The 13,703-nt window shown below is 40.0% G+C and carries 11 protein-coding genes and 2 pseudogenes; 9 read left to right on the forward strand and 4 right to left on the reverse strand.

The features are described from left to right. Positions 1–52: 52 nt before the first annotated feature. Both FJN11_RS03240 and FJN11_RS03245 read right to left on the reverse strand, forming a co-directional pair. Positions 53–1,612 carry an ATP-binding cassette domain-containing protein gene (locus tag FJN11_RS03240; protein WP_140224042.1) on the reverse strand — a complete coding sequence of 520 codons (1,560 nt, stop codon included), beginning with the start codon at positions 1,610–1,612 and terminating at the stop codon, positions 53–55. A 338-nt stretch (positions 1,613–1,950) separates the two neighbouring features. Further along, complete coding sequence (locus tag FJN11_RS03245) at positions 1,951–2,280, reverse strand: helicase BlpT (protein ID WP_084927338.1); 330 nt, start codon at positions 2,278–2,280, stop codon at positions 1,951–1,953. 169 nt (positions 2,281–2,449) lie between these two features. On the opposite strand from FJN11_RS03245, the gene FJN11_RS03250 reads away from it, so the two are divergent. The 8 genes and pseudogenes from FJN11_RS03250 (at position 2,450) to FJN11_RS03285 (ending at position 11,932) form a co-directional block, all read left to right on the forward strand. After that, positions 2,450–2,992, forward strand: a complete 543-nt coding sequence (locus tag FJN11_RS03250) for a YceD family protein (protein ID WP_140224043.1) — start codon at positions 2,450–2,452, stop codon at positions 2,990–2,992. Beyond that, positions 2,992–3,621 (forward strand): endonuclease III, encoded by a 630-nt coding sequence (gene nth, locus FJN11_RS03255; protein ID WP_115904738.1) that lies wholly within the window; start codon positions 2,992–2,994, stop codon positions 3,619–3,621. The genes FJN11_RS03250 and nth overlap by 1 nt, the downstream gene beginning before the upstream one ends. Positions 3,622–3,831: 210 nt before the next feature. Continuing rightward, positions 3,832–4,353 (forward strand): bifunctional pyr operon transcriptional regulator/uracil phosphoribosyltransferase PyrR, encoded by a 522-nt coding sequence (gene pyrR, locus FJN11_RS03260; RefSeq protein ID WP_140224044.1) that lies wholly within the window; start codon positions 3,832–3,834, stop codon positions 4,351–4,353. A gap of 18 nt (positions 4,354–4,371) precedes the next feature. Then, positions 4,372–5,295, forward strand: a complete 924-nt coding sequence (locus FJN11_RS03265) for an aspartate carbamoyltransferase catalytic subunit (protein ID WP_084926577.1) — start codon at positions 4,372–4,374, stop codon at positions 5,293–5,295. A 49-nt stretch (positions 5,296–5,344) separates the two neighbouring features. Next, positions 5,345–6,436 (forward strand): carbamoyl phosphate synthase small subunit, encoded by a 1,092-nt coding sequence (locus tag FJN11_RS03270; RefSeq protein ID WP_049487659.1) that lies wholly within the window; start codon positions 5,345–5,347, stop codon positions 6,434–6,436. Continuing rightward, on the forward strand, positions 6,436–7,002 hold the full coding sequence (locus FJN11_RS03275) for a hypothetical protein (RefSeq protein WP_049487662.1): 567 nt from the start codon (positions 6,436–6,438) through the stop codon (positions 7,000–7,002). The genes FJN11_RS03270 and FJN11_RS03275 overlap by 1 nt, the downstream gene beginning before the upstream one ends. Before the next feature lie 215 nt (positions 7,003–7,217). After that, positions 7,218–10,394: a carbamoyl-phosphate synthase large subunit gene (carB, locus tag FJN11_RS03280; RefSeq protein ID WP_049552109.1), complete on the forward strand. Its 3,177-nt coding sequence runs from the start codon at positions 7,218–7,220 to the stop codon at positions 10,392–10,394. A 215-nt stretch (positions 10,395–10,609) separates the two neighbouring features. Then, a pseudogene (locus FJN11_RS03285) lies at positions 10,610–11,932 on the forward strand (Nramp family divalent metal transporter). Positions 11,933–12,650: 718 nt separating this feature from the next. Here FJN11_RS03285 and FJN11_RS03290 read toward each other — a convergent pair. Both FJN11_RS03290 and relB read right to left on the reverse strand, forming a co-directional pair. Further along, positions 12,651–13,001 (reverse strand): type II toxin-antitoxin system RelE/ParE family toxin, encoded by a 351-nt coding sequence (locus FJN11_RS03290; protein ID WP_140224045.1) that lies wholly within the window; start codon positions 12,999–13,001, stop codon positions 12,651–12,653. After that, positions 12,991–13,275 (reverse strand): type II toxin-antitoxin system RelB/ParD family antitoxin, encoded by a 285-nt coding sequence (gene relB, locus FJN11_RS03295; protein ID WP_049487667.1) that lies wholly within the window; start codon positions 13,273–13,275, stop codon positions 12,991–12,993. The genes FJN11_RS03290 and relB overlap by 11 nt, the downstream gene beginning before the upstream one ends. A 177-nt stretch (positions 13,276–13,452) precedes the next feature. On the opposite strand from relB, the pseudogene FJN11_RS10975 reads away from it, so the two are divergent. Beyond that, positions 13,453–13,699: pseudogene (locus tag FJN11_RS10975) on the forward strand (transposase); the annotation flags it as partial. Positions 13,700–13,703 lie beyond the last annotated feature (4 nt).

Raw genomic sequence — 13,703 nt, forward strand, 5'->3', positions numbered from 1 at the left:
TCTCTTCTCCTAAAATTGTGTTTTTGCCCCACCTATCTGCTATGTTGCAAATTTATAAATTGTCTAAATTAAGTATCTCCAAACCGTGTTCTGTCAAGCGATAGATAGTCGAACAGACCTCTTTTAAGAAACGCCTGTCATGCGAAACAGTGATGAGACCGCCTGGATAGGTTGCAAAGAGTTTTCTGATTTCAGGTTGAGAAGTTGGAGAAAAGTTTCGTGTGGGTTCATCCAGAAGGAGAAAGTTTGGTTTGCGCAGGACTAAATCCAAAAGCAGGAGTTTTCCCTGTTGCCCGCCAGATAAGGAGCGAATTTGATGTTGCATTTCTGGATAACTGAAATTGAGACTTGCTAAGTGAGATTGGATTTTCTGCAGTTCCTCTTTTTCCCCAGTTTTGCTGAGGTAGACGATTGGGGATAAATCCAATTGCAGTTTTTTATGGTAATCTTGTGGCATAAAACCAAGCGAAATCTCTCTTTTATCATTAAGAAGTTGCTGTAACTTTGCTAACAGAGTTGATTTTCCAACACCATTTGGGCCGATAATACCGATTTTTTCTTGTCCACGGATAGTTAATTGTAGTTCTTGCACCAGAACTCGGTCGCCAATGGACAAATTTTCTTTTTCCAGTTGGATTAAGACTTTAGAAGCAGGTAATGGCTGTATATCTGAGAAGAAAAGTCTGATTTCTTCCTCTTCAAGTGGTTTTTGGGTCATGGACTGAGCTGCCCTTTCGTAGCGTTTTTCTTGTGAGAGGACAGTTTTCATCTTTTTAGCCAATAGGCGACCGGCAGTACTATCTTTAGTAGCTCGAAGCGCAGTTTCTACATTTTGCTTGACTCGCCGATGTTTTTCCATGGTTTTATCATAGGCTCTTTGGTCGTTAGCAGCTTGCTGGCTTTGTCTGGCAAAATTAGCCTTTCTTTGCTCACTATAACGATCATAATCTAAATGCTCTACTAGCGTTTCCGCTTCTTTACGGTGCTTTACCAGTCGCAAGTGGACAATAGTATCAGCCGTTTGAGACAGAAAGTCTTCATCATGGGAAATGAAAATAACAGTTTGCCTAATCTTGCGAATCTGACCTTTTAGCCAATCAACTGTTTCAAGGTCTAGGTCATTTGAAGGTTCATCTAAAAATAGAATCTCAAAGGGTTTGGCTAACTCATGGATGAGCTGAATTTTCAAAGCTTCGCCACCTGATAGACTGCCAATCTCTTGGTTGCTAGCGAAACGATCGCTATCAAAATGCAATTCCTCAGCTAAACGATAGAGGGCACTGTAGTCTAAATAAATAGAATCTAAAAAGAAGTAGTCGTGTAGAGTTTTCTTTTTCAGCTTCTCGGGGAGTTTTTGAGGAATGTAAGCTAGTGATTGATAATCAGATTGAATGTCACCCCTGATAGTGAAATCAGGCAATGCTTCTCCCATTAAAGCTCGCAGCAAGGTCGATTTGCCATTTCCTTCTTCGCCAATAATAGCAACCTTTTCCCCGTCTTGGATGGTCATGCTTAGATCAGATACAAGATCTCGTAGATCTTTGTTTTCTGTGATGGTCAGGTGATTGATTTTTATCATATAATTGTCCTTTCTAGAATGTCCATAGTGCATAACAAAAAGCTCTACTTTATCTAGTAGAGCCCAAAGTCACTGTCAGAAACGCTATTATCCATGTCGAAAATCCTGTCAAACTAGGCTTGTCTACCCCTATCCAACCCAAGAGGAGCAGATGGTTAGCTTTCTAGTTTTTTGATTTTCAAAGAGGATAAAGTACCAGAAGATCTAGTACAAAAAGAGCACACAAAAAGAGACAAAAACAAGATCTACTAAATAAAGTTTCTTTACTTGATAGACTTAGTTGTTCATGTCTCCCTTACCTCCGAGTATTAGTATCTTTATCCTATACCTTTAAGGAAATTTTGTCAACAGAAAAATGGAAATTCTATGCTCTAAAATCCGAAAACAGGTCCATAAAGAGTTAGTACGTGTTTGATATGCTCGTAATGGAATTTGTCGTAGTTTCGCCAAGCGCAGCGTGCTTGATCGTTTAGTTTTAGGCTACCAAGACCAATCAGAAGACTGGTACGTTGGTAAAATTTCTCAAGATCTATTAAGATACTGTTGTCCAACTTTTCCGCTTTTTTGAGCTCTTGCAGAGTAGTATTTAGTAGCTCTTGCAGTCGAATATCATCTGCCGTACCCTGTTTGCAGCTTTGGAAACTTTTTTTTAACTCGGATAGGAGTTGGGTTGCATTAGTAATGAGTTCTTTGTCTTCCATATGAGCATCCTCCTTGCTCTGATGTATTATTGCCTATAGTATAGCACTAAAAAACAAAAATGTCATAGTAAATATGTTAAAAAAATCGAATTTTAATTATAAAGTTTGCTGTGCTGATTTGTAGGCTTTTCATGGTATAATCAAGAGAGTAAATCTTTATGGAGGAAGTATGAAATTAAATATTCAAGAAATTCGTAAGCAGTCTGAAGGCTTGCATTTTGAACAAACGTTAGACCTAGTCGCAGACTTGCGTGCACGTAATCAAGAAATTTTAGATGTAAAAGATATCCTTGCAGTTGGGAAGGTTCAATACGAAGATCGTATGTATTTCTTAGATTATCAATTATCTTATACCATTGTTCTTGCTTCAAGTCGCAGTATGGAGCCAGTTGAGTTAGTTGAATCTTATCCAGTTACGGAAGTTTTCATGGAAGGCGCAACCAATCAACTGGACCAAGAAGTTCTAGATGATGATTTGGTCCTGCCTATCGAAAATGGAGAACTTGACCTTTCTGAGAGTGTGTCAGATAATATCCTACTAAACATTCCTATCAAGGTCTTGACGGCTGAAGAAGAAGCAGGTCAAGGATTTGTGTCAGGAAATGACTGGCAAATCATGACTGAGGAAGAATACCAAGCTCAACAAGCTGTCAAAAAAGAAGAAAACAGTCCTTTTGCTGGCTTACAAGGACTATTTGATGGAGACGAATAATGGTCTTGTCAAAAAAACGTGCACGAAAGGTGCTAGAAGAAATCATTGCTCTCTTTCCAGATGCCAAGCCCAGTCTTGATTTTACCAATCATTTTGAACTCTTGGTTGCGGTCATGTTGTCAGCCCAGACAACAGATGCAGCGGTAAATAAGGCCACACCAGGTCTCTTTGCTGCCTTTCCAACGCCACAAGCTATGTCTGTTGCAACAGAAAGTGAAATTGCCTCACACATTTCTCGCCTAGGACTGTATCGAAATAAGGCTAAATTCCTTAAAAAATGTGCCCAACAGTTACTAGAAGATTTTGATGGTCAAGTCCCTCAAACACGTGAGGAATTGGAGAGTTTGGCTGGTGTTGGTCGCAAGACAGCTAATGTTGTCATGAGTGTGGGGTTTGGAATTCCAGCTTTTGCAGTGGATACTCATGTAGAGCGTATATGTAAACACCACGATATCGTCAAAAAGTCAGCGACACCACTTGAGGTGGAAAAGCGGGTCATGGATATCTTGCCACCTGAGCAGTGGTTAGCAGCTCATCAGGCCATGATTTATTTTGGAAGAGCCATTTGTCATCCTAAAAATCCAGAGTGTGACCAGTACCCACAGTTATATGATTTTAGCAATTTATAAGATGGGGTTTCAAAAGTTTTTGCTTGATTTTAAGCATGCTTTGTGCTATAGTAATTGATAACTAAATATTCCTTTAAACCTGTCCCGTGAGGCAGGCAAGGAGCGCGATAAAGTAGAAGGGTGAAGTCTATACTGTTAGCAGTAGGGCTAGCTTAGCTATACATTTCAAGTCTCCTTGTTTAAGGAGACTTTTCTTTTTGGAGGTTTGTCATGAAGGCAAAAGAAGTTGTAGACGAATTGACTGTCAAACGAGCGATTACGCGTATTACTTATGAGATTATCGAACGCAACAAAGATTTGAATAAAATCGTCTTGGCTGGTATTAAAACTCGTGGTGTCTTTATCGCCCACCGAATCCAAGAACGTTTGGAGCAGCTAGAAAATCTTTCAGTTCCAGTTGTGGAATTGGATACTAAACCTTTCCGTGATGATGTTAAAAGCGGAGAAGATACTTCTTTGATTTCTGTTGATGTGACAGGCCGTGAGGTTATCTTGGTGGATGATGTGCTTTATACAGGTCGTACTATCCGTGCTGCTATTGATAATATTGTAGGTCATGGTCGTCCTGCGCGCGTGAGTTTAGCAGTTTTAGTCGATCGTGGACATAGAGAATTGCCAATCCGTCCAGATTACGTTGGAAAAAATATCCCAACCAGTCGTTCTGAAGAAATCATCGTAGAGATGGCAGAACTTGATGGCCAAGACAGAGTTCTGATTACTGAAGAAGCTTAGAAAGCTAAAGGAGTAGCCATGTCAGAAAATCAACAAGCATTGAACCATGTGGTGTCCATGGAAGACCTCACTGTCGATCAAGTGATGAAATTGATCAAGCGAGGAATTGAGTTTAAAAACGGAGCTCAGCTTCCTTATGAAGACCATCCGATTGTTTCCAATCTTTTCTTTGAGGATTCTACACGGACGCATAAGTCCTTTGAAGTTGCAGAGATTAAACTGGGATTGGAGCGACTTGACTTTGATGTGAAGACTAGTTCAGTCAATAAGGGTGAGACACTTTATGATACCATTTTGACTCTGTCTGCTTTAGGAGTGGATGTCTGTGTGATTCGCCACCCAGAGGTTGACTACTACAGAGAGCTAATTGCAAGTCCAACGATTACGACTTCCATCATCAATGGTGGAGATGGTTCGGGCCAACACCCTAGCCAGAGCTTGCTTGATTTGATGACCATTTATGAGGAATTTGGTCACTTTGAGGGTCTCAAGGTTGCTATTGCAGGTGACTTGGACCACTCACGAGTTGCCAAATCCAATATGCAGATTTTGAAACGCTTGGGAGCTGAACTTTACTTTGCTGGACCTGAGGAATGGAGAAGTCAAGAGTTTGCAGACTATGGACAGTTTGTAACTATTGATGAAATCATTGATCAGGTAGATGTCATGATGTTTCTTCGTGTGCAACATGAACGACATGAAAGTGGAGCTGTCTTTTCAAAAGAAGACTACCATGCCCAACATGGCTTGACTCAAGAACGTTATGACCGTTTGAAAGAAACAGCGATCCTCATGCACCCAGCCCCAGTGAACCGTGATGTAGAAATAGCAGATCACTTGGTTGAAGCACCAAAATCACGGATTGTCCAACAAATGACCAATGGTGTCTTTGTTCGAATGGCAATCTTAGAATCCGTACTGGCGAGTAGAAACGCCAACTAAAACACAAGACGTTAAAAGACGCCAGTGAGCGTCCACGAGAGGTGAAAATATGACAAAAAGACTTCTAGTACTAGAAGATGGCACAGTTTTTGAAGGTAAGGCCTTCGGAGCAGATATTGATGTAACAGGTGAAATCGTCTTTAACACAGGGATGACCGGCTACCAAGAATCCATTACAGACCAGTCCTACAATGGACAAATCTTGACCTTTACTTATCCTTTGGTGGGAAATTATGGAATTAACCGTGATGATTACGAATCTATTATTCCAACTTGTAAGGGGGTCGTTGTTTTCGAAGAAGCGCGTAGAGCAAGCAACTGGCGCAACCAAATGACCTTGGATGAATTTTTGAAAGCCAAGAAAATTCCTGGTATTTCAGGGATTGATACGCGTGCACTCACCAAGATTATCCGTAAGCATGGTACGATGCGTGCAACCTTGACCCATGTTGGGGACAGCATGGACCATGTGACGGACCAGCTCCAAGCGACAGTCTTGCCGACAGATAATATCAAGCAGGTTTCTACTAAAACTTCCTATCCAGCTCCAGGAGTTGGTTTGAGCGTGGTGCTAGTGGACTTTGGTCTCAAGCATTCAATTCTACGTGAACTTTCTAAACGCAACTGTAACGTGACTGTCGTTCCTTATTCGACAACGGCTGAAGAAATTCTCCATCTCAATCCTGACGGAGTTATGTTGTCAAACGGTCCAGGTAACCCAGAAGATGTTCCACAAGCACTTGACATGATTCGTGGTGTGCAAGGAAAAATTCCAATCTTTGGTATTTGTATGGGGCATCAACTCTTTGCAATGGCAAACGGGGCTAAGACCTATAAGATGAAGTTTGGTCACCGTGGATTCAACCATGCGGTACGTGAAATTGCAACAGGACGCGTAGACTTCACCAGCCAGAATCATGGTTATGCAGTCAGTCGTGAGGATTTGCCAGAACATTTAATCATTACCCACGAAGAAATCAATGATAAGTCAGTTGAAGGTGTACGTCACAGATACCAACCTGCTTTCTCTGTTCAATACCACCCAGACGCAGCCCCTGGTCCACACGACGCAAGCTACCTATTTGACGAGTTTATCGAGATGATGGAAGCTTTTAAAGGGAAGAAAAGGGGGAATAAGTAATGAGTAATTTATTTGTTAAATTTCAAAATATTTTCGAAGGAAAATCTGAGCAGTTTAAAGGCTACTCAAAATATAAAGGAAAAGTTGCTAATGAATTATTAAAAGATGAAGTAAGTAATGTTTTGAAGAAAAATTCTCTACCTTTTAAAGTTTCTGAGATTAATGCTTTTGTGGCAGGTAGTAAATTTGAGTATGATTTGTTGATTTTAAAGGATGATGCTAATTCTGATAATTTTGCTTATAAAAATGAAGATGTTAAAGCTATAATAGAATGTAAAGTTAATGGGTTATATGATCCTGAAAAAAATACTGACAGTATAGCAAAAGCTATTAATGAGGTTAGAAGACTAAACAAGGATGTTGCTTTTGGTTATGTGACATTTAGTGAGGTAGTACCAAAGAAAGAAACTTCAGTTCATTATTGGGATTTGACTAAGAAGTTTTTACATCAAAAAGTGACATATTCTCATTTATTTGCCGTTACTTTAAGAACAGGTAATAAAGTCATTGATTCCACGACGCCCGAAGATTTTGAAAAGTTTATCCTTAAACTATGTAGCTGTTAAAATGTCTAACTAAGTTTATTTAGAAAAAATCATCGGAGAATTTATTTAATGTCGCCCTGTGAGGCGACGAATAGAAAGGAGAAGATACATTGTTCGCGGAAGTGAACACGCCCTAAGAACTGTGTGAAAAAGATAAACATCGTCTTGACGCTGAAGGTGTTTGCACCGAGTTTCCTATTTTCACTGTGTTCTTTACGGGCTTTGTATCATAAACTATGCCTAAACGTACTGATATTCAAAAAATTATGGTGATTGGTTCTGGTCCGATTATTATTGGTCAGGCTGCTGAGTTTGACTACGCTGGGACCCAGGCTTGCTTGTCTTTGAAAGAGGAAGGTTATGAGGTTGTTTTGGTTAACTCAAACCCTGCGACTATCATGACAGACAAGGAGATTGCAGATAAGGTTTACATCGAACCAATTACACTTGAGTTTGTGACACGTATTCTCCGTAAGGAGCGTCCCGACGCCTTGCTGCCAACCCTTGGTGGACAAACTGGTCTTAATATGGCCATGGAATTGTCTAAAAATGGTATCCTCGATGAGCTTGGTGTTGAACTTCTGGGTACTAAATTATCTGCCATTGACCAAGCCGAGGACCGTGATCTCTTTAAACAATTGATGGAAGAGCTCAACCAACCAATTCCAGAATCTGAAATTGTTAACACTGTCGAAGAAGCAGTTGCCTTTGCAGCGACAATTGGTTACCCAGTCATCGTTCGTCCAGCCTTTACGCTTGGTGGTACTGGTGGTGGTATGTGTGCCAACGAGGAAGAATTGCGTGAAATCGCTGAAAATGGTTTGAAATTGTCACCTGTTACCCAATGTTTGATTGAGCGTTCTATTGCCGGTTTCAAGGAAATCGAATACGAAGTGATGCGTGACTCAGCAGACAATGCTTTGGTTGTTTGTAACATGGAAAACTTTGACCCAGTCGGGATTCACACAGGGGATTCCATTGTATTTGCCCCTGCGCAAACCATGTCAGACTATGAAAACCAAATGCTACGTGACGCGAGCTTGAGCATCATTCGTGCCCTCAAGATTGAAGGTGGATGTAACGTTCAGCTAGCCCTTGATCCACACAGCTTCAAGTACTATGTCATCGAAGTAAACCCTCGTGTGTCGCGTTCTTCAGCCCTTGCTTCTAAGGCTACAGGTTACCCAATTGCTAAGTTGGCTGCAAAGATTGCAGTAGGTTTGACCTTGGATGAAGTTATCAACCCAGTTACAGGTTCAACCTATGCCATGTTTGAGCCTGCCCTTGACTACGTTGTTGCTAAGATTCCACGTTTCCCATTTGACAAGTTTGAAAAGGGTGAGCGCCGTCTTGGTACTCAGATGAAGGCCACTGGAGAAGTCATGGCAATCGGTCGGAACATCGAGGAATCTCTCCTTAAGGCTTGTCGCTCTCTAGAAATTGGGGTGCATCACAATGAAATGCCTGAACTTGCAGCAGTTTCTGATGATTCCTTGATTGAAAAAGTAGTCAAAGCCCAGGATGACCGTCTCTTCTACGTATCAGAAGCCATTCGTCGCGGCTACACACCAGAAGAAATTGCTGAATTGACTAAGATTGATATCTTCTATCTTGATAAACTCCTACATATCTTTGAAATTGAGCAGGAGTTGGGTGCCCATCCACAAGATTTTGAAGTTTTGAAAACTGCAAAATTGAATGGATTTTCAGACCGTAAGATTGCTGAACTCTGGAATACTACAGCTGACCAAGTTCGTCAGCTTCGTTTGGAAAACAAGATTGTCCCAGTCTACAAGATGGTAGATACTTGTGCGGCAGAGTTTGACTCTGAAACACCATACTTCTATTCAACCTATGGTTGGGAAAATGAATCTATCAGATCTGATAAAGAATCTGTACTTGTTCTAGGTTCTGGTCCAATCCGTATAGGTCAAGGTGTTGAGTTTGACTACGCAACTGTTCACTCTGTTAAGGCTATTCAGGCTGCTGGTTACGAAGCTATTATCATGAACTCAAACCCTGAGACTGTTTCAACAGACTTCTCGGTATCTGATAAGCTCTACTTTGAGCCATTAACTTTTGAAGATGTCATGAATGTTATCGATTTGGAGCAACCAAAAGGCGTTATCGTTCAGTTTGGTGGTCAAACAGCTATCAACCTTGCAGAGCCATTGGCAAAAGCAGGTGTGACCATCCTTGGTACACAGGTCGCTGACCTAGACCGTGCTGAAGACCGTGACCTCTTCGAGCAAGCTCTTAAAGACTTGGATATTCCACAGCCACCAGGACAAACGGCTACCAATGAAGAAGAAGCAGTTCTTTCAGCTCGCAAGATTGGCTTCCCAGTTCTTGTCCGCCCATCTTATGTACTTGGTGGACGTGCCATGGAAATCGTTGAAAACGAAGAAGACCTTCGTTCTTACATGCGAACTGCTGTTAAGGCTAGTCCAGACCACCCAGTTCTTGTCGACTCTTATATCGTTGGGCAAGAGTGCGAAGTTGATGCCATTTCAGACGGAGAAAATGTCCTTATCCCTGGTATCATGGAGCATATCGAACGTGCAGGAGTTCACTCAGGTGACTCAATGGCCGTATACCCTCCACAAACCTTGTCGCAAAAGGTGCAAGAAACAATCGCAGACTATACTAAACGCCTAGCAATCGGTCTTAACTGTCTTGGAATGATGAACATTCAGTTTGTCATCAAGGATGAAAAAGTCTACGTTATTGAGGTCAATCCACGTGCCAGCCGTACGGTACCTTTCCTTTCAAAAGTAACTAATATTCCTATGGCTCAGGTAGCTACTAAGCTCATTCTTGGTCAAAAACTTGAAGAACTTGGTTACGAAGATGGACTTTACCCTGAAAGCACCCGCGTTCATATCAAGGCACCTGTCTTCTCCTTCACAAAACTAGCTAAGGTAGACAGTTTGCTCGGTCCTGAAATGAAGTCAACAGGTGAAGTTATGGGTTCTGATACGACTTTAGAAAAAGCTCTCTATAAGGCTTTTGAAGCTTCTTACTTACACTTGCCAACTTTTGGTAACGTTGTATTTACCATCGCTGATGATGCCAAAGAAGAAGCCTTGGACTTGGCTCGTCGTTTCCAAAATATTGGCTATGGAATCCTCGCGACAGAAGGAACAGCAGCCTTCTTTGCCAGTCATGGATTGCAAGCCCAACCTGTTGGTAAGATTGGTGATGACGATAAGGATATTCCAAGTTTTGTTCGCAAAGGAAGAATTCAAGCTATCATTAATACAGTTGGAACAAAACGAACTGCTGACGAAGATGGAGAGCAAATTCGCCGTTCAGCTATTGAACACGGAGTGCCCCTCTTCACAGCCCTAGATACAGCTAACGCCATGCTCAAAGTATTGGAAAGCCGTAGTTTTGTCACAGAAGCAATCTAGTTGAGAAAATTTTTCACAGTTTTAAAGCCAGCGTTTTCTGACGCTGGCTTTTGCAATACTGGTGTTGCTTATTTCAACTATCATGCTTTCCTGAAGAATCATTCCAAAATGTGATGTAATAAGACTAAATTAGAAATAGTAAACTATTTTCATCATTTTCTCAAAAACTCCATTAAGTAAATATGTAAAGATAAGATTAGGAAGTGAATATTCCGATGTCTTCTTACCAAAAGGTCTCTCTTTCTGAGATCAATCAATCTATTGAACCTCCGAATAACAATCATTTTGGTAGAATCTGAAAGAATTTTTAGGTCCTGGAGCTCTTGTAGCAGTTGGTTATATGGGGCCTGAGAACTGGATTACCAGTGTTATTGGTGGCGCTTCCTACAAGCATAGTCTCCTATTTGTTATTTTGATTTCATCCATTATCTCCATGCAGTTACAACAAATGGCTGGAAAGCTCGGTATCGTGACTAGGATGGATTTAGCGCAGGCAACAGCTCATCATGGCCCCAAGTGGTTCCGCTATAGTCTATGGGTGATTTTAGAATTAGTTTTAATGGTGACAGACTTGGATGAGGTTTTTGGTTCAGCGATTTCCTTAAATCTTTTGTTTAAAAAACCGATAAAGGTCGCTATCCTACTAACCGTTTTAGATGTATTTTTTTGCTTTTGTTGATGAAATTTGGCTTTAAGAAGATTGAAGCTATTGTTACAACCCTTATCTTAACCTCTTTTCTTATCTGGTGGCTTTATCTAATCCGAGTATGCAGAGGATCTTTGGTGGTTATTTGCCGACTTCGACTTTATTTGAAAGTCCCCTGCCAGGACATGAGGGTCAATTGACCTTGGCTTTAGGGATTGTAGGAGCGACAGTCAGGCCCCATAATCTCTATCTTCATTCATCCTTACCCCAAATAAGGAAAATCAACCATAAGGATAAGAAAGATATTTGAAAAGCTGTTCGTTTTATGACCTGGGACTCAAATCTTCAGTTGTCCCTAGCCTTTATTGTCAATTCCTTGCTTCTTATTTTAGGGGCATCTCTCTTTTTTGGTCATGCATCTGAAATTTCGGCATTCTCCCAAATGTACAATGCTTTACAGGATTCGACAATAGCAGGAGCGATAGCCAGCTCAACTCTGTCAACTTTATTTGCTCTGGCTCTCTTAGCAAGTGGCCAAAATTCTACTATTACAGGTACTTTGACTGGACAGATCGTTATGGAAGGTTTCTTACATATGAAATTACCACAGTGGGTTATTCGTGTCGGAACACGGATTTTTGCCTTGCTCCCTGTGATCATAGTCGCTGTCTTGTTTGGACATCAAGAAAGAACCTTGGATCAGTTGTTGGTCTATTCACAGGTCTTTCTTTCCATCGCTCTTCCGTTTTCAATCTTCCCCTTAATCTATCGGACCTCTAAGAAGTCAGTGATGGGAGAATTTACCAATGTCAAGTGGAACACAATCCTAGGCTATGTAGTTTCAATCATCTTGACCTTTCCCAATGTCAAGCTTCTTTTCGACATTTTTTAAATCTATTTAAATCAGGTCTCGGCATCATCTTGAAGATTGATAAAGAAATAATAGTAGTGGTTGACTCATGAAAAGAAGTAAAAAAGAACAGCCGAAGCTTTCTTTTATCATTATTTGAGACTGTATTTTAAATATATATACTCTATAGTGTTTAAATAGTTATTAAATCAACGTTTCTAAAGGGGATGTAGCTGTAAAATATTATATATATACAGTATTGTTAAACCAAGACGGAGCCAAAAATTAAGGTTTCGGAGCTTATAAAATAAAGAAAGATGTCTCAGGTGTTTGAGATTTTTTTTGACAAGAAAAAACTCTTGAATATAATCCAAGAGTAAAACGAATAGGACCAGTGGTGGAGCGGGTTCTTTACAGCATAAAGCTGAAGGCAGTACCTAACCTGTACCTAAAACAAGTACCTTTGAGCAAACTGTTACCAGTCACCCGACATCATCCTATCCTTATCCATAGTTTAGTATAAATAAGAGAGAATGTCAACAATAATTTTTATTAACTTAGGTGTTTGTGATATTTGACTTCTCCTTGATTGATTTATTCCAATTTTACAAAGATATACTCTATAGTGTTTAAATCCTCATTAAATCAACGTTTCTAAAGGGGATGTAGCTGTAAAATATTATATATACAGCATTGTTAAAATAAGACGGAGCCAAAAATTAAAATTTCGGAGCTTATAAAATAATGAAAGTTGTCTCAATCAGTTGAGCTGTTTGTTATTGTCTTTTTGTAGCAAAGTAACATAGTCACTTTTAGTGTGGAATAAGTGAGATAAAAAAACAGTGTTTCGTTTTTGATCGATGAAGTAAAGCAAAACATATTGGTCAATAATTTTTCCTCGTGTTGAATACTTGCTGTTAATTTTTATTCCGATTTTCTCATCAGCGTCAAAACCTGCTTCAGGAAAAATTTCTAAACTTTTTAAGCTGTCTAAAATTTTAGCCATAGTATTTTTGGCAGATTGAGGTGATAGAAGTACCGTAGCTATATAGTCGTGTATATTGTCGATAGCTTCCTCGACCTCTTTTGAAGAAATCACGTTATAAGCCATAGCGTACCCTCATATTGTTTAGAGAAGTACCTTCACCTGCCTCGTATTCTCTCAAGGCACGTTCAGATTGGGCTTGTAATTCCTTAATCAACTGTTCTCTATGTAGATCTTCGGCCGTCTTAATAGGCAAATCTTGCTCCAGGACTATTTGCTCCACAAATAAAGAAATAGCATCTGTCATTGTCATTCCCTTTTCCTTGATAATATTTCGAGCTTGTTCCATAGTAGCTTCATTCAGTTTAAAATTGTATTGTTTTGATAATGTTATAGCCATGATATATCTCCAATCTATACGTTATAGATTGATTATATACTAGATATAGATTTTAATCAAGAAAAAGAGACTGGGACAATAGTCTCTTATTTTCAAAAAAGCAACGGATTTGCCGTTGCTTTTTGATAGTCTTGGTAAAATAGAATTGCTCAATAAACCATTTAGAAAGGCTATCCCATGCATATTCATTATAACACAAATCAAACAACTTTATCACTAGAAATCAGTTCTTTCTTGCCACAAGACCATCTCGTTTTTACTATTGAAAAAGTAGTGAATACCTTTGAAGATTGTCACTTCCACGCCTTCTAATTGCCTATTCACAAGAGATTTTCTCTGGACAAAAATTGAAAAAATGATGATTGAAACCCTCGCTATGCAGTACCTAACAGGACAGTTGGTTGTCAGCTGCCGCACTATCAATAGCC

It is taken from the genome of Streptococcus symci (genome assembly GCF_006385165.1).
Classification (GTDB): domain Bacteria; phylum Bacillota; class Bacilli; order Lactobacillales; family Streptococcaceae; genus Streptococcus; species Streptococcus symci.

What these genes read in the sequence shown, in the direction of transcription:
- FJN11_RS03240 (WP_140224042.1), bottom strand. Translation starts at nt 1,612, where the DNA reads ATGCACTATGGACATTCTAGAAAGGACAATTATATGATAAAAATCAAT.
- FJN11_RS03245 (WP_084927338.1), bottom strand. Translation starts at nt 2,280, where the DNA reads ATGGAAGACAAAGAACTCATTACTAATGCAACCCAACTCCTATCCGAG.
- FJN11_RS03250 (WP_140224043.1), top strand. Translation starts at nt 2,450, where the DNA reads ATGAAATTAAATATTCAAGAAATTCGTAAGCAGTCTGAAGGCTTGCAT.
- nth (WP_115904738.1), top strand. Translation starts at nt 2,992, where the DNA reads ATGGTCTTGTCAAAAAAACGTGCACGAAAGGTGCTAGAAGAAATCATT.
- pyrR (WP_140224044.1), top strand. Translation starts at nt 3,832, where the DNA reads ATGAAGGCAAAAGAAGTTGTAGACGAATTGACTGTCAAACGAGCGATT.
- FJN11_RS03265 (WP_084926577.1), top strand. Translation starts at nt 4,372, where the DNA reads ATGTCAGAAAATCAACAAGCATTGAACCATGTGGTGTCCATGGAAGAC.
- FJN11_RS03270 (WP_049487659.1), top strand. Translation starts at nt 5,345, where the DNA reads ATGACAAAAAGACTTCTAGTACTAGAAGATGGCACAGTTTTTGAAGGT.
- FJN11_RS03275 (WP_049487662.1), top strand. Translation starts at nt 6,436, where the DNA reads ATGAGTAATTTATTTGTTAAATTTCAAAATATTTTCGAAGGAAAATCT.
- carB (WP_049552109.1), top strand. Translation starts at nt 7,218, where the DNA reads ATGCCTAAACGTACTGATATTCAAAAAATTATGGTGATTGGTTCTGGT.
- FJN11_RS03290 (WP_140224045.1), bottom strand. Translation starts at nt 13,001, where the DNA reads ATGGCTTATAACGTGATTTCTTCAAAAGAGGTCGAGGAAGCTATCGAC.
- relB (WP_049487667.1), bottom strand. Translation starts at nt 13,275, where the DNA reads ATGGCTATAACATTATCAAAACAATACAATTTTAAACTGAATGAAGCT.